Below are 17667 nucleotides of genomic sequence, written 5' to 3' on the forward strand. Positions count from 1 at the left end.
ACCTTAAGTTATTAATTCGTCATCTTAAAAAAGCTAATACTATTAATACCACACAACCATAATACCTACCCACAGTGCACAACTAGCTCTAAAGACAACAATAGAATAAAACTTCTGGCAGTTGATAACAGGTTAATTTTATTAAGATTAATGGCATGTTACAAGTTCTATTCAAGTAAAATATAAAATTTTAAATAGAAATTCAAAACGAAGATTGTATAAACCAGTTTACGATAAACATAGGTTTATTTATACTTCAGAAGACGCAATTAACCTTCGATACGATACTAGCAACAAATATAAGAGAAGGTCTAAAATACCAAATCCACCACCATCCGTTTCGATAAAGATATTTTAAATCTAATTCATAAACAGGCTGATCTTGATGGTCAAACCTCAACTGAGTTCATGCGTAACGCTGTTTTAGAAAAGCTGGAAGATAGTCTTGATTACCAAGATGCGGTCACAAATATCCGCGAATCTAATGGACAAAATGTATCTAGAGAATGCGTTAAAAAACAGCTGGGCCTATAATAATGAAATATACTTGGTCGTTCAATCAAAAAGCCCTTAAAAATTTTCAAAGGGACCTTGATAAACCTGTGCAGCGACACATTATCAATTGGCTCGATAAACATATTGAGGGATCTGATAATCCTCGTATCTGGGGAAAAGCTTTAGAAGGTGAACTGGGAACTCTATGGCTACATCGCGTTGGAAGTTATCGAATTATCGCTGATATTCAAGATAAAATTTTCACGGTCATTGTCGTCAAAGCAGGTAAAAGAAATGATGTTTACAAACGAAAAAGATGAAGGATTACTAAAACATTATATCAATTTCTCCAAGGCCAGATTCCGATGTTATGTCGAAGTCTGGTCTTTTAGTTTATACCGAATTCGTTCACTTCTTTATTTCCTTGATGAGATGCTTAATTAAATCAACCTTAGCTGACATTCTGGACGAATAGGGCCATCGGTCTATCATGTTTGGCTTTGACACCTAAATCTCAAGTCTGATAAGAACGTTTTGGTTTAAACTTAAGACTTATCTTTTTGTTTTGTACCACAATGCTCAACTAGGTATCAAGACATTTAAAAAGTCTTGCAAATAAATAAATAATCATTAAAAAACTAAAGCTCTCGAATTTTTAAATTCAAGAGCTTTAGTTTTTAAATACTCATAAGTGGCAACCTTATTCTCTGATATCTTTTTCTTCTGTTGCCTTTTTAAACGTAATCCCCGTATCAAGAGCTGCAAAATGTTTTTTACCAGCTGCAATTTTTTCAGACTCACGCGGACGTAATTCATCAAAATTAATATTGCCTTTTGTCTCGACAATAAAGTATAAATGCTGTTCACCAGCTTTTTCATATAAAATCGCCCAGTCAGGATTGTATGAACCTAAAGGAGTACGAATTTTAAACCAGTCAGGTAATTTCATGTAAAACCGAACACCATCATCTTTTTCAGCATCTTCAGCAAACCTTTTCTCCACATCAGAGTCAGTCACAATATAATCAGTCAATGTTTTATGCTTTGCAAGATCCACTTTAAAATCATGATTTTTATAAGCATTCAGCACTTCAGATGTAAATAATTTTTGATCGAATTGGTCACCGTTTTTATAATACACAATTCCATCTACAATAAATTTATTTTTGACAGAATTAATTATATTAGTAGCCTGATCCATGTACGATAACGGATTATTTTTAAAACTATCTAAATTATCAACTTGCGTCAAAATTTTGACAATAGTTCGTCTAGTTAAGTTAGTCGAACTTTGCAAGTGAGTAACAATATCTGGCAATTGATAAGCTACTTGATACTTCAACTGATCTGCTCCTTCACTTACTTCACTAGTTTCTATACCAGCATTACCAATATCAAGTGTACCCTTTGAGTACGACAATGTTGCCCTAGTTGTTTGAATTGAATTAAGACCTTCTGAACTATTAACCACCTTATGAATAAACTTATCAGAGTTAAAATCAACTTTATAATTTGTCTTATATTTAATACGATCCCATAACTCTTGAAAGTCAGAAGATAAGGCTTCTGGTTCAACAGTAACAGGTATTTTATCTGTAGCATTTTTAATATCGATTTTTTTGATATTATTTTGAGCAGCTGCTAAAATTTTGTCCGCAATTGGTTGAAATTCTTCTGAAAGGTTGATTTGTTGGTCATTAATCGCTTTTTTTAAGCTACCAGTTGCTCTACCCTGCTTCGTAATATAATCTTTTTGCTTTAACTCGGTAAGTAATTGCTCTGCTTTAAGTTCACCGAGTACTTCTTCTTCATCAGTTACTGGGTCATATTTTAGCGGAATTATAGAGAAGGTGTCCGCAGTAAATATTCCAAAAGTTACACCATCTTCTTCATATTCACTTTGCAGCCCTTTAGCAAAATCTTCGTAGCTCTCATTTGCCATCACGGTTAAAGTATTCACGTCAAAACCAGGTACACGCTCGCCATCTTCATTGACAGCAATTCGCAGTCCGCGACCAATTTTCTGTCTTTTGGTAATTTCATCTTTATTTTCAATTAAAGTAGCTATTTGAAAGACATTTGGATTATCCCAGCCTTCTTTTAACGCCGAGTGTGAAAAAATAAAACGAATTTTATTGGCCTTAGCTGTATGATGTTTAGGATCATACATAGTCAAAAGTCCTTCTTTATCTTGCATAATGGTTTCGTAAGTCGACTCGTCAGCCTTACTTTCACCCTTAGTGCTGTTCTTTAATTTTCCTTTGCCATCTTTTGAAAAGTAACCATCATGCACTTCAGCAGTAGGAACATCATAATCATTTAATTCTCTATACCTTGGTAGTGAAATTAAATGATTATACTCCTCTTGAAAAATTTTAGCATACCGACCAGGAACGGCATTACCGTCCTTATCGTAGGTGCGATAATTTTCAACCTTATCTAAAAAGATTAGGCTCAATACTTTAATTCTTTTGCAAGCTTTTTTAAAAGTTAATTCCTTTTCCAAGTGCTCTTCAATTGTCTTAGCAATTTGCATCTGCTTAATTTGCTCGTCTTCTAATGTGGCTGATGACAAAGTTATCTTGTCTGGTGTACCTGAAAAGTACACCGCTTCTGCACCAGGCGTCCCGTCAATATCTTCAACCGAACCCATATTGTCGTATGCTTCTAGTTTGGTCTTATTGAACAGATTGTCACCGCGTTTTAAAGTAATATCAGTCTTCTTAGCACCCACTTTAGTTTTTTTATAAACCTCAACTTTAGCTGAAATACCATTTTTACCTGTTTTGACACTTTTTAGTTTTAAATGATCACGATTGCCATTTTCATCAACTTCAAGACTAGAAACTTCAATTTGTTTAACTAGTTGCTGGTTATAAGCATCAACGGCATTCAAGCGGTAAATTGTTGGATAGGATTTATCACGGTGAGTCGCTGAATAACGAAAACCAATTGCTGGATTAAGTTTGTTAATAGCATCTTTAGCAGTCGGTGTATTATCAACTGATTGCGGCTCATCAATGATCAAAATAGGTCTAGTTTCGGCCACCATATCAATTGGCTTTACGCCAGATAATTGGTCATTTTCATTATTCATTACATTACTATTCTTATTAAAGGCTTGAATAGTAGTAACCATGATATCGATCGAATTAGCAGATGCAAATGTCCGTATGCGATTTAATTTGCTGCTGTCAAATACAAATAAATCATAAACGACTGCATCATATTGCTTACGGAAATATTCTTTAGTAATGTTAAAAGTCTTTAACACACCTTCGCGAATAGCCACACTAGGAACAACAATGACAAACTTTTTGAAACCATACTTTTTATTCAATTCCAGAATGGTTTTTAAATAAACAAAAGTTTTCCCAGTTCCAGTTTCCATTTCAATATTAAATTGTGGAAAATGCTCATTCTTACCATATAAATTCTTACTAGGAGCAATATTGTTTTTTAACTGAACTTGGTTAACATTATGCAGCATTGTTTCATCATCAATTATAATGTGATTACCAATTCCAATGCCATCTTCTGACAAAAAATCAATTTCAGGGGACGTATCCGACACAGTAAAATTCAATTCTTTAACGAATTGCCCATTTAACACATTCACCGCTGCATTGACAGCTTGCGTTTGATAGTCTAACGTATCAAATTTTATTTTCACAGCTCTATACCCTATCCTTATTAAATACTCAATATATCATCATACTGAATACCACTAGCATTGAGAATCTCAATTGTATTCAATTTCTCACTATCTTTGCTAAACCCAGTATCTTGTAAAACCACTGATACATCTTCCAATTTTTCTTTTTTAATAATTTCTATAATTCTATCTGCCACTTGGACATTAATATTTGCGCCTAAAACGATAAACAAAGCACCATAGGCAATCTTATAAATGTCTGCTTGAGCTAAACTCTCTTTTTCGATTGGCAAAGTTAATTCAAGTCCTTGCTTTAACATAATTTCATAGACTAAATCAGCCGTACTAGAATCATCTGTTAGATTATTTTCGCCCAACTTTAATTGCTCAGCCAATTTGTCTGGATTCGTATCCCACTTGCGAATATTAGATTTATCTAATTCAAACACTTTAAAGCCAGTGTCTAATTTATCAGCAAATAATGGATTTTCATTAATTATCTTATCACCAGCGCGTCGAATCCGTTCTTCAGCAATATCTGGAATGGTACGATAGCCATCTTTATAAGCATCAGACTTCTTGTCTAGTTGTTCTGGCAACTGCACCATAATAAACTTACGATGCCCGCCATCTTCAGCATTAAGCTGCATAACAGCATCAGCAGTGGTTGCAGAACCAGCGAAAAAGTCTAAAATAATAGAGTCTTTATCAGAACCATACTTCATTATCCTTTTAATGAAATAAATTGGTTTAGGACTATCAAACACACTCTCACCGTCAAATAACTCATCTCTTAAATATTTTGTAGCCTGCTGATTCATATAAGCATTATCGACAGCGAATAATGAATTAACTGTACCATATTTACTCTTCAATTCATTTACATAACTTTTAACAATAAAGCCACGTTTATTTTTTTCTAACGTTTTACTAAAAACTAATTTTCCACTATCAATCCACGCATCCATCGTTTTCTTTGAAAAAGCCCAGTAGCGACCCTTAGGCGGTAAATCAATTTTTCCTGTATATGGATTTTTAATTTCAAAATATGTTCCATCAGAACCACTTCGAGCACTGGGATTTTCAGATTTCCATGGACCATTAGGATCATTATCAGAATTTTTATAATCTTCGAGATTCTTTTTATCACCACGCAAAGCCATTAAATCGCAATTTTTAGCGTATATATATAAGCTCTCATTTTGCTGATTAAATCCATTTTGAGGATCATTAGCGGCAGATCTAGTTTTTCTAATAATCTTACCTATAAAATTATTTTCACCATATAGTTCATTAAATATCAACTTTAAATTTTCATCTTCATTTTCATCTATCGAGACAAAAATTACGCCATCATCAGTCAATAAGTTACGCGCCAACTTCAATCTTGGATACATCATATTCAACCAATTAGTATGGTAGCGACCATTTGTTTCTGCATTAGTTTTTACTTTATTATTATCATCGTCTACTTGACCTGTTTGTTCCAGATAACTTCCCATTGAATCATGAAAATTATCCTTATAAACAAAATCCTTGCCCGTATTATACGGTGGATCAATATAAATTAACTTCACTTTATTAGAATAAGATTTTTGTAAAATTTTTAGAACTTCAAGATTATCGCCTTCAATATATAGATTCTTCGTCTTATCCCAGTTTCTAGACTTTTCTTTATTAGGTTTCAACGTCGCCGTTGTTGGCTGCTGGGTTAACTTCATCGACTGCATTTTACCATGCCAAGTAAAATTGTAGCGTTCTGGATTTTCTTCAACTTGATCACCTAAAATTTGCTTTAGCTTATCAAGATCAATCTTACCGTCACTAGCTACTTCTGGCACGTCCTGCACCAGTCGCCTAATTAAATCAGTCCGTAAATCAAGTGATTCTTCAGATACACTATTTAGTGTCTGTCTGTCTGTCTGTCTGTCTGTCTGTCTGTCTGTCTGTCTGTCTGTCTGTCTGTCTGTCTGTCTGTCTGTCATCAGTATCGTTTCCTTCTGTTTCTTGTCAAATTATATTGATAAAATATTCTTATAATCTACACCATTGGCATTTAAAGTTTCAATCATATTAAGCTTATCATTATCACTTAAAAACCCAGTATCCTGTAAAACCACTGATACATCTTCCAAATCTTCTGCTTTAATTACTTCTATAATTCTATCAGCCACTTCCGTAGTAATATTCGTACCCAGGACGATAAACAAAGCACCATAGGCAATTTTATAAATATCTGTCTGTCCCAAAGTTTCCTTTTCGATTGGTAAAGTTAACTCAAGGCCCTGTTTCAACATGATTTCGTAGACTAAATCATCGGTACCAGAACTGCCAATTAGATTATTTTCGCCTAGTTGCAACTGCTCAGCCAATTTATCTGGATCAGTATTCCACTTGCGAATATTAGATTTGTCCAGTTCAAACACTTTAAAGCCAGTATCCAACTTATCCGCAAATAATGGATTCTCACTAATTATCTTATAACCAGCACGCCGAATCCGTTCTTCAGCTATATCAGGTATAGTACAATAACCGTCTTTATAAGCTTCAGACTTCTCATCTAACTGTTCTGGCAATTGCACCATGATAAACTTACGATTACCATCATCTTCTACATTTTGCTGCATAACAGCATGTGCCGTAGTCGCAGAACCTGAAAAAAAATCCAAAATAAGGGAATCAGATTCTGTGTAAAGTTGAATTGCTCTTTGTACTAACTTGATTGGCTTAGGATACGTAAAATATTTCTTACCACCCATTAATTCCTACAATTCTTGCGTTGCCGCTTGACTGTGTCCCACATCTTCATACTTCCAAATAGTCATTGGCGTTACACCAGTTTTACGTAATTCTGATTTAAACCGTTTCATACTAGGAACAGCATCACCATTTTTTCCAAACCAAATTCGGTTGTCGGCGAGTCTGTCACGAAATGCATTTTGCGACAGACTCCAGCTTCTTCCCGCTGGAGGCTCCACTACTCTCCCTGAGGGAGTCGTGACAGGGTAAATATTTGCTTCAATGGCGGGTCCAACAGACAAGTTATCTGCTTTCCAAACACCACGAGGATCATTGTCGGGATTTTGATAGCGATCATCGGCTGCACTGGTTCTAGGAATGCCATTAGTTTCAATCAAGCTCATATCGCGTCCATATATCAGTATATAATCATGACTAACTGAAAAATTCTTTTTCAAATTAATTGGTGCATAAGCACGTTCCCAAATTACTTGTGCTAAAAAATTATTCTCACCAAAGATTTCATCTGCCATCTTTTTCAAATTGGCTTGTTCAGTGTCATCAATAGAGATAAAAATTACACCATCATCAGTTAACAAATTTCGCGCTAATTTCAATCTTGGATACATCATATTCAGCCAGTCAGTATGATAGCGACCACTGGATTCTGGATTAGTCTTTAATTTATTATTATCCCCATCTAATTGACCTGTCTGCTCCAAATAATTTTCCATCGAATCATGAAAATTATCCTTATAAACAAAATCCTTGCCCGTATTATACGGTGGATCAATATATATCAGCTTAACTTTATTAGAATAAGACTTTTGCAAAATTTTCAAAACTTCAAGATTATCGCCTTCAATATATAGATTCTTCGTCTTATCCGAGTTTCTAGACTTTTCTTTATTAGGTTTGAGAGTTGCCGTAGTTGGTTTTTGCGCTAACTTCATTGAGTCTATCTTGCCATTCCAAGTAAAGTTATAACGTTCCGGATTGTCGTCAACTTGATCACCCAAAATATCCTTCAACTTATCCAGATCAATTTTTCCATCACTGGCAACTTCTGGTACATCTTGCACCAGTCGCTTAATTAAATCTGCTCGTAAATCAAGTGATTCTTTGGAAACACTATTTAATGTCTGTCTGTTGTCTGTCATCAGTATCGTCTCCCTCTTTTTCTTGTCAAGCTAGATTGCTAAAGTTATGATTTATTTTCAATTAATTCATTTAATTGATCTTTCAGCTTCTTCAATTCCATTTGCATTTCAACTTTACGGTTTAACTGTGTTTCGCGCTTTATTTTATTTCGCAATGCTGTGATTTGCTTTTCAAGTATTCTGACCTGATCCAGTAATTCACTATTATACCCTGTCATAACATTTATATCAGCATGATAATCAACTTTAACGTATTGATTTACAATCTTGTCCCGTAAACTATCATAGAGCACCTTCATATTTTGCTGCGGCAAATCAGCTAATGATAATGAATTCAATACCTGCTCGGCTTTTTCTAATTGATAACACGGTGATTCATAAACACTTAGTAATTTCAAGTAACCCTTTGCCAATTTCTCAAAACGACCCAAATAGATAACAAAAACTTGATCTTGCTCTAGTAAAACAACAATTGGATAAGGCACCACACTAGCTAACAAACGATAGATTGCTTCGCCTTCATTATCGTATTTCGACTTAACATAAAAGAACCACAATTCTTGGTACAATTCTTCATTAGACTCATAGCTAGGAATATTGGTGTTATCAGTTTTAAAATCGGCTAACATGTAGATACTTTGAACCATATCAACTAAGAATTGCTTATCTTTAGCCTTTTTTAGCTGCGGAGTAATTTTTACCTTAGGAAAATTACGATTAATTACTGTTGCTTGTGGCAAATCCCACCACTTAATAATATCTTTTGTTTCCATAGCAGCCTACTTAATAATCAAAAATGAGATTAATTCAACCTCATCCAAGTTATCAATTAAATTAGTCTGCACATTGGTACCACCTGGCGTAAACATTGATTCGATTCCGACTTCTTCCTGCTTACCTCTAATGGCATCAATCGCCGCACGTAAAACCTCTGAATATTGTGACATGTCACGTCCATTATCGGTTTCTTGGTTAAATTCATTAACCAAATCTTGATTAACCTCAGTTTTATTAAGTGTAATTTTTTTAAACAAATCAAGTACACGCTTAGTATGAACGTGATCAATTTGTACACTACCATCCATCCCAAGAAAAATTACAATATAAGGTAAAATACTATTTTTTTGCATTGCTACATCATCAATGCGTTCTTTTAAAGTTAAAATTACTCCCGGCTTTACCTCCGGCATCCCTCGATGATCAACAACCGCGTACATCCCCAATGGTGCATCATTTAATTGCTTTTCATACTTCTTAAGTGCTGCCTGTAAATCAGCTTCAAAATCGTTAAAAGACATATCAGTAATCGAAATTGCACCGTTAACGTCTTCTAAATCAACAACTTCCTGTTGCAATTGCTGCAGCTGATTTTTACGATATTGCAAATCATTCATCTCACGTTTTTTGCCTTTATCGTCTTCTTTCTGATTAAGCATATCCTCTTCACCAGTTGCTGAGACATTTAGTAAAACCATTCGTCCCTTTACGCGTTCTTCTAAATTTAGATAAGTATCCAAATCAACATTAGGCCAGAAATTTACCAATTGAATACAATCATTTTCTGAACCAATTCGATCAATTCGCCCAAAACGCTGCACTACTCTGACTGGATTCCAATGAATATCATAATTAATCAAATAATCAGCATCTTGCAGGTTTTGACCTTCAGATATTGTATCAGTCGCAATTAATAAATCAATTTCGCTTGTCTGATCTGGTTCGACCTGATCTCTCCCTTTTGATTTTGGCGAAAAATTAAGCAAAATATCATCCATATTACTAGTACTAATATTAGGCATTGTAGTCTTATTATGACTAACACCTCCTGTAACCAAAGCTGTATTTAAGCCGTATTCTGCTTTAATTAGCGAAGCCAAATTCTCATATAGATAATTAGCCGTATCTGCAAAAGCAGTAAAAATTATTACCTTTTTATTTCCTTGATTAATTGGATGCTTGTACTTTTCACGTAAAACTTCTTCTAGCTTCTGCAGCTTAGCATCTCTCTCAGGTGTAATTGCTTGTGCGTCTTGCCGTAACCGCTTTAATACATTCAAGTCCTCATTTAAAGCCTGCTTCCACCTAATTTGATCCATATCACCAAGCAGGATTTTGGTTTTAGTCCCAACAGTCTGATCATCGAATCTAGCTTCAATATCTTCATCATCTAATTCGCTAATACTTACTAACTGCACCTTATCTTGCTTATTCTCATTAATTTTAGCCAGTGTATTCTCAACTTTTTTAACCATTCGATTAATTGTTAAACCAAAAGAATTAATTGAACTCTCAAGCCGTTTAAGTAGATTAGCTCTAATAAGCTTAGCTAAAGCTTGTTCCCGATCAACTTGCTTAAAAGAAGATTTTCCTTCTTTAACGGTTGTATCATAGAGCTGCTCATAATATTTCTTTTTATCAAGCTTTACGTACTGTAAGGGTTGATACATCGCCATATTTAAATTGCCAATTTTATCATATACAAGCTTAAGATCTGGGAAAGCATTTTTTAAATCAATATCTGGCTTAATTGTTTTAGGTTTTAGTCTTTTAGGAAAAGATCCTAATTCATTTGTATCATAATATTTTTCAATATGCTTACGTGAACGAGCAATTGTCAGCATATCAAGCAGCCTGAAATAATCAGGATTTACTTTATCTAAAAATCTTTGTGTTGTTCGCTGGTCTTCATCCAAATCCATCCATTCATTAAAGGATGTTTGCGCCCGCTTTAACACATTATCAATATCTTTAATATCATATTTAGCTAAAGCATTAGTATCACCTTCAGTAATAAACCCAATTTGATTTTTCAAATCTGCCATCCGATTATTAATCGGTGTAGCTGAAAGCATCAGAACTTTAGTTTTTCTACCATCTTTGATAACGTTATCCATCAAGCGCTCATATCTTGATTTAGTTGGACGGTTAACACTGGTATTGTTATTGCGAAAGTTATGTGATTCATCAATTACAATTAAGTCAAAATCTGACCAAGCAAAAGTTTTTAAATCAATATCGCCGCTTTTACCTTTATAGCGCGACAAATCAGTATGGTTAAGCACAGCATAATTAAAACCATCTTCGCGCAAAATATTACGCTTATCCGGTAATGTATATAAAAGCCAATTTTCACGTAAACGCTTAGGTGCCAAAACTAAGACTTTTTTACGCTGTAATTCGTAATATTTGATTACAGCTAAAGCTGAAAATGTTTTACCCAATCCGACTGAATCAGCCAAAATAGCACCATTATATTTCTCGATTTTCCTAATCAGACCCAATACGCCGTCTTTTTGAAATTGATATAACTCATTCCAAATTACAGAGTCTTGTAAAGACGAATTTTCTGACACCAATTCTTGTTCATCAAGTTCGCCCAACTTATTATGAAAAATATGATATAGTGACACCAAATACAGCCAATATGGCGGATTTTCTTGATAGATAGTCTTTACTTTTTGCAAAACCTTTTCAGTAACATCAACCGATCTATCTGAATCATTCCAAATTGAGTCAAAACTATGCTTTAACCCAGTCAAAGTTTTAGGATCACCAGAAATCCATGTTATTGGCGTTATATTGTCCGATTTTACTATGCCTAAACCATCAGCAGTAAATTTAAACATCCCTGGTACTGCAACATTCTTTTCAGTAGCTTGAGTATTTTCAATCAGAAGTTCATTTAACACATTTTCTTTTTTACTTAATTGGTGAACTTGCATTTTAGACTTAATTAGCTTTGCTATTTCACGAGCAATAAAAGCCGAATTCATCTGGTTACGTAATTTTATTTCATAACTGTTCCCAGAAATATTATTTTCTTCTTGAGCAATTTCATATCTTTTAAGAAATCCTGTTTCATCTTTTTCAAAAAATGATTTTGTCAATAACACATGTAAGCCTTTAGAACGCTTAATTTCTTTTTGCAATGCATTAAATGCAAAAACTGAAAAGGCATCTGTTTGAATACTAACTTCAGAATTTTTATCAATATAAGTACTTAAATAATTCTTAAGCGTGTTATCTCCCTTATTATCAATTAATTCAATTTTCATTGCTTACCTCTATCGCCATGATATATACGCCACTATATTCGTCGTATTAATTATAGCATTGCACCAAAAAATAATTTCACTTACCTTTAAATATATGAAAGAAAGTACAAAAAAGACTTTCTAAATTTAGAAAGTCAGAAACAAATTAATGTTCTTGCCAGTTATTTGGAAAACCCATCAAGTTCAAAATATCTTCAAAACTAATTACTTCAAATTTGGTATTGTACGATATAAAAATTTTAACTAAAGCTGATTTTAATTCTTGAAAATCTTTTTTTCTTAGCACAAATTTTATCATCAAGTAAACTGTAAACAAATTATACTTTTTAGGAAAAACATATTTTGGATTGCTATTTTCATAAAACTGAGTAATAAATCCTCTATTTCTTGGTCTTTGCACTACCATTGTGTATAAAATTTCTTCATGTGCGCATGTATTACGAAAATAATTAACTGTTTGTACTATTCCTTCGATATCAGTTGATCTAAGAGCTATTTCTTCATTATTAGGATAATTTCTTTCCCATTGCTTATTAAAATCACAAGCAATTATATTTTTTAAACTATCATCCATTGGAGAATAGAAATGACTAATATTTCCTAAACTTAAATAATTTACCAAAACCCAAAGTGGTACTTCACCATGGTTGTCAATATAATGCTTAATTGATGATCTTTTTTTATCAGAATATCTAGAAATAGTACTTGATAACATACTAATTGTTTTAAAAACATTTACTGTATTTTCTGGTCTATCAGAAAAATTAGTAAAATCCAAATAAGCGTTTCTTTGCCTTTTGTATTTCTCAGAAAATCGATATGAAACTCTACTTTTCAAATGTCAAAAAATATTTTAAAAATATAATGCGAATCTCTCGATCAAATTTATATAATGAATATAATTCTTCAAGCTTAGTTCCAACTTTAAATCTTTCTAGCTGGCTTCACTTCTATTAGTACTTCTTACTACAAAAGGGGTTTTGTATCCATTTACAACATCATAATAATTTGATTCTTCTAAAAATCTCATAGTCTTAGAAGTATTACCAACATCTAATCCTCTGTCTCTTGAAATTTTCAGTTGCTGACGATAAGTTTTAAAAGGTTTCACTATTTTTGCTCCTAAAAAAAGAGCCCAGCGCCTCATAGGCTACTGAGCATGATCCATATAAGTAATATTATCAAAGCAAGCAATATGTCAATTGTTTTATCTAAATTCTTTATATTTTTATACTTCAATTATTCTTCTCTAACCAGTCACCCACACTAACACCATCTATCGTTTTCCATAGTAGTTTACCATTAGCAGAAGTACCTAAGACTAGTTCCGCTGCTGCTGACACACTTTTCACTGTGATCGACTTTTGTAATATCCATTGTTCATCAACTTGTATTTGTGAACGTAATTTAGCGATATTCTGTGGCATTGATGTCTGTACTTTTGCTCTAATTTGTGAGCCCGGCAATAATGTAAAAGTTTTATCTTGATGCAACAGTCCCCTAGTATTAACTATTTTATTTTTCAAATATAGCTCAAGGTCTTTTTGGGGCATTTCTTGTGGAACCGCAGGCTGAACTACCTTGCCCGTTTGCGCATTTTTAAATTGCTTAAGAGTACTTCCTGTTGTAGTCACCCAATAAAGCTGTCCATCTACTGGATAACCCAAAATAAAATCCGCTGCTGCTGAAGAACTGCTGACATTTAATGTTTGCTGCAGTATGTTATTCTTAATCTGACCATTGCTCTGCAACTGCTGCCGTAATTCAGTAATTTTTTTTGACAAAGAAGCTGAAATTTGAGGCCTAATTTGAGCACCAGCAAGAATCGTAAATGTCCCATTTTTATTTTGATTACATTGTGCTTTAAGCGTCTGACTCTTAAATTGTAAAATATTAGGTGAATTTGTATTAAATGATTCAGTCAACTCACTTTTACCTTTGAAAGGGTCATGTCCCATGACTGGCACTAATAATTCAATATTATCAAGGACAGCTTCCATAGCATCTTCATTTGCCTGACTTAAGCTAGATTTTCGTGGTTCATTACGATTTTTCAATTGGTAAGTACCAATACTTTTTATAATGTTATATAATCGATTTTCTAGATATTTTATTTTAGCCTTATCCAGCGTACCTCTTCTATTAGCCACAAAAACAATAGCATTTTGCCAAAGATAGCCATCATTATCTGGTAAATGTTGCCCTAGTCGCATCAATACGTTCTCTGATTCGCCTACATAAACAAAATTCTTTCCATTTTCTTCACCAAACAATAGATACACTCCTGGCGTATTGATATTGGTCAAACTTTGACTGTGTACAACTAAATCATTTGGCAATTTATAAGCAGTAACATTCCAATTAGCTAGCATCACTTCACAACGGCCATTGGCATCTCCATCCATTAAATAAATCTCAATGCTTTTCCCGTGACGTTCCATCTATTCCCTCATCCTATATATTTATATCATTTCTGTATCAATAATTTGTCCTATTCAAAATAATATCTGCCTTAATGTTGGTAAATTAATTATTATTCGGCAATGACAAAATTGATACTACTCATAACAAAGTCACACTACAAATTTTAAGTGTATTTTTCAAGAAAGCGACATCAAACTAATTTGCCATTCAGAGATAAAGAATCATATTATAAATATTAAACCTATAAATTTAACTTAGCAATAAAGTAATTTTTTAATAGATATCAACAACCAAAATCATCGTTTTATTCCCCTTCAAACACTTCCAAAGTTTTATCCACCACTTCTGCCCCAATTGATTGATACAATTTTTTATCGCCAATTATATAAAATTCTTTTTTCGCACGGGTAGCCGCCACATTCATCAGATTTGGTTCTGAAACAGCCCAACTAGCCGCACCGGTTTCTTCAGTGCTGGCACCTAGCACAAGATAGACAACCGCGGCTTCTTTTCCTTGAAAAGTATGAACGGTGCCGACATTAGCTTTATTAAAATTAATTTTTCCTAGATATTTCTTCAACTGCTCGACGACGTTCCTAAAATGTTTGCTTGATGTACCTAAGCAAAGGAATCAGCACCAAATACTTAAAATGAACAAATAAAAAAGCACAATCCATCATTAAACGGACTGTGCTTTTCCAAAATTATTTCAATGAATTAACTCTAAACTAGTCACACTTTCCACATGCTTGGTCATCGGAAACATATCCACAGGTGTTGTGTGTAACGCTTGATAATCAGCACGCAATAAATTCAAATCACGTGCCAGCGTTGCGGGATTACAGCTGATATAAACAATTTTTTGTGGTCGCAATGCTTGAATACTGCTAATCAAACTCGCATCCAGTCCTTTGCGGGGCGGATCCACCACTAAAACATCAATTTGGCGCTGTTCTTGCGCCCATTTAGCCAACACATCTTCCGTCTTACCTACAACAAATTGCGCGTTATCAATCCCGTTAATTGCAGCGTTCACTTGCGCGTCTTGAACAGCTTGCTTCACAACTTCAACACCAATCACTTCTTGAGCATGATCGGCCATACTTAAGCCAATCGTTCCAATTCCTGAATAAGCATCCACTACGGTTTCTTGACCCGTCAATTCTGCCGCATCAATCGCCAATTGATATAACTTTTGAGTTTGCTCATGGTTAACTTGGAAAAATGATTGCGGTGAAATTCGGAATTGCTTACCTAAAATCTCATCAGTAATATATTCTTGTCCTGCTACCAATTCAAATTTTGATCCTAAAATCACGTTCGTTTTTTTCGCATTCACATTCAAATACAGTGAAGTGACTTCAGAATTGGCCTGAATTGCTGCCAATAATTGTGGTAAATGCTTCATTTTCGTCGATGTGATAACCAGCACCACCATCATTTCGCCCGTTGCTGTTGCCCGGCGCACCATGATATGTCGCACATCACCACGATTGCGATTTTCATCATAACCTTGAATTTGCAATTGCCGCAATAAATCCCGAATTCGATTAATTTCCGCATCAATCTTGGGATCTTGAATCAGATAATCCTCCAATGGCACCAAATCGTGCGACCGACTCCGAAAAAAACCAGTTGTTGCTTGACCTTTAACCGTCCGCACAGGAATCTGTGCCTTGTTGCGGTAAGCTAACGGATGCTCTGCTCCCACTGTTGGGTGAACCTCAATATCCAAATGTTGCTTTTCAAAATTATTTACAACTTGTTGCCGTTTAAACGCCAATTGTCGCTCATAACGCCAATGAATCAAGGGCGCAATTCCTGTTTGAATATATTTAGGATCATAATCTGTAACACGATCAGGTGAATCCTGCAAAATTTTTTTCGTTTTCGCAAAACCAAAATTGCGACCAACTTTCGTGATAATTGCTTCGACTTGTTCTTGTGGCAAAGCATTTTCGACAAATAATGGATAGCCATCAACCTTGGCGACGCCCAAACCTTCATATGATAAGTCAATAATATCTAATGTGACAATTTGATTCTTCGTTAATTTCGTTGTTTGCATAATTTTTCCTTAATTTCAATAAAAAAGTTGCGCCACAAGTCCAAAAACTCCATCAACCTGCGAGGCAACTTTCAGCTATTTTTACTCGTTTAATGAATTGACGCCATTGACGAATTGTTCCTCAGCCTGCTTTTCATCAGCAGTTTCCGTATTAATCGACCGATCAGGAATCGCATCAATATCCGCAAACATTTGTAGATGATGCCGCAAAACCTTGATTTCGACCGGTGCATCGCCACCGTATTCGCCATCCAAATTAATCATAATCCGATTATCGTCGTTGGGCTTCACAAACAAGTGCTTAGTTTTCGTATAAATAATCTTGGGATCATCTACATGCTTGCCGCCATTCAATGCTTTGGCAATCAATACCAACATTTCGGCAATATTGGCCCCCTTAACAATCAGCAGCGAAATCTTGCCATCACCTAACTCTGAATCCGGCGCCACTTGTTCAAATCCGCCCACTGAATTGGTTAATCCCGACAAAAACAGCGTCACATCACCATCATAAACACCATCGTCATATTCCAAATGCATATTCATCGGCTTAATTCGTGGCAACATCTCTGCTCCCTTAACCAAATATGCCAAATAACCCAAAACTGATTTATATTCCGAAGGCACTTCATAAGTGAGTTCGGAAATCGAACCGCCACCGGCAATATTCATAAAATAATGTTCACCAGCTTGCCCAATATCCATCGGCAACAATTGTTTTTTTAAAATCACTCGTGCGGCTGCCACTGGATCATTCCGTGGAATTTTCAAAGCCCGTGCATAGTCATTAGTCGTGCCACCTGGAATAATCGCCATTTGTGGTCTTTTATCTAGTGGCGCTAACCCATTGACCACTTCGTTCAAAGTGCCATCACCGCCGGCAGCCACGACCAAATCAAAGCCCGCTAGTGCTGCTCTTTGAGCTTCATTTTGTGCGGAATTAGGCTCCGGCGTGGTTCGAAAGGCGCTGGCTTCATAACCAGCTTCCTCCAGCACATCTAAAATATCCGCTACACTTTTTAAAATTGTTTCGTTTCCCGATGTTGGATTATAAATCAACCGAGCTTTCAT

General features: G+C 34.8%; 13 protein-coding genes and 1 pseudogene. 2 read left to right on the forward strand and 12 right to left on the reverse strand.

All coding sequences use genetic code 11. From position 1 onward, the window contains the following. Positions 1–363 precede the first annotated feature (363 nt). Both MOO45_RS06320 and MOO45_RS06325 read left to right on the forward strand, forming a co-directional pair. Positions 364–534 (forward strand): DUF6290 family protein, encoded by a 171-nt coding sequence (locus MOO45_RS06320; protein WP_249515181.1) that lies wholly within the window; start codon positions 364–366, stop codon positions 532–534. Between the two features lie 2 nt (positions 535–536). After that, positions 537–815: a type II toxin-antitoxin system RelE family toxin gene (locus MOO45_RS06325; protein WP_249514082.1), complete on the forward strand. Its 279-nt coding sequence runs from the start codon at positions 537–539 to the stop codon at positions 813–815. Between the two features lie 380 nt (positions 816–1195). Here the strand turns inward: MOO45_RS06325 and MOO45_RS06330 are convergent, their stop codons facing one another. The 12 genes and pseudogenes from MOO45_RS06330 to MOO45_RS06380 form a co-directional block, all read right to left on the reverse strand. Continuing rightward, entirely contained in the window at positions 1196–4168 is a 2973-nt protein-coding gene (locus MOO45_RS06330; RefSeq protein ID WP_249514083.1) for a restriction endonuclease, read from the reverse strand. Positions 4169–4188: 20 nt separating this feature from the next. Then, positions 4189–6135, reverse strand: a complete 1947-nt coding sequence (locus MOO45_RS06335; RefSeq protein ID WP_249514084.1) for a site-specific DNA-methyltransferase — start codon at positions 6133–6135, stop codon at positions 4189–4191. Positions 6136–6165: 30 nt separating this feature from the next. Continuing rightward, positions 6166–6909, reverse strand: a complete 744-nt coding sequence (locus MOO45_RS08150; protein ID WP_317619027.1) for a DNA methyltransferase — start codon at positions 6907–6909, stop codon at positions 6166–6168. 6 nt (positions 6910–6915) lie between these two features. Next, complete coding sequence (locus tag MOO45_RS08155; RefSeq protein WP_317619028.1) at positions 6916–8049, reverse strand: site-specific DNA-methyltransferase; 1134 nt, start codon at positions 8047–8049, stop codon at positions 6916–6918. A gap of 44 nt (positions 8050–8093) precedes the next feature. Next, positions 8094–8822 (reverse strand): DUF4391 domain-containing protein, encoded by a 729-nt coding sequence (locus tag MOO45_RS06345; protein WP_249514085.1) that lies wholly within the window; start codon positions 8820–8822, stop codon positions 8094–8096. A gap of 6 nt (positions 8823–8828) precedes the next feature. After that, positions 8829–12104 carry a helicase-related protein gene (locus tag MOO45_RS06350; RefSeq protein WP_249514086.1) on the reverse strand — a complete coding sequence of 1092 codons (3276 nt, stop codon included), beginning with the start codon at positions 12102–12104 and terminating at the stop codon, positions 8829–8831. Between the two features lie 145 nt (positions 12105–12249). Beyond that, positions 12250–12979: pseudogene (locus MOO45_RS06355) on the reverse strand (Abi family protein); the annotation flags it as partial. A 59-nt stretch (positions 12980–13038) separates the two neighbouring features. Then, positions 13039–13215 carry a hypothetical protein gene (locus tag MOO45_RS06360; RefSeq protein ID WP_249514087.1) on the reverse strand — a complete coding sequence of 59 codons (177 nt, stop codon included), beginning with the start codon at positions 13213–13215 and terminating at the stop codon, positions 13039–13041. 124 nt (positions 13216–13339) lie between these two features. Beyond that, positions 13340–14545, reverse strand: a complete 1206-nt coding sequence (locus MOO45_RS06365) for a GIY-YIG nuclease family protein (RefSeq protein WP_249514088.1) — start codon at positions 14543–14545, stop codon at positions 13340–13342. 287 nt (positions 14546–14832) lie between these two features. Next, entirely contained in the window at positions 14833–15108 is a 276-nt protein-coding gene (locus tag MOO45_RS06370; protein WP_249514089.1) for an AAA domain-containing protein, read from the reverse strand. Between the two features lie 129 nt (positions 15109–15237). Next, on the reverse strand, positions 15238–16596 hold the full coding sequence (rlmD, locus tag MOO45_RS06375; protein WP_249514090.1) for a 23S rRNA (uracil(1939)-C(5))-methyltransferase RlmD: 1359 nt from the start codon (positions 16594–16596) through the stop codon (positions 15238–15240). An 81-nt stretch (positions 16597–16677) separates the two neighbouring features. Then, positions 16678–17667: a diacylglycerol kinase family lipid kinase gene (locus MOO45_RS06380; protein WP_249514091.1), complete on the reverse strand. Its 990-nt coding sequence runs from the start codon at positions 17665–17667 to the stop codon at positions 16678–16680.

The sequence above is a fragment of the Bombilactobacillus folatiphilus genome (assembly GCF_023380265.1).
GTDB classification, from domain to species: Bacteria; Bacillota; Bacilli; order Lactobacillales; family Lactobacillaceae; genus Bombilactobacillus; species Bombilactobacillus folatiphilus.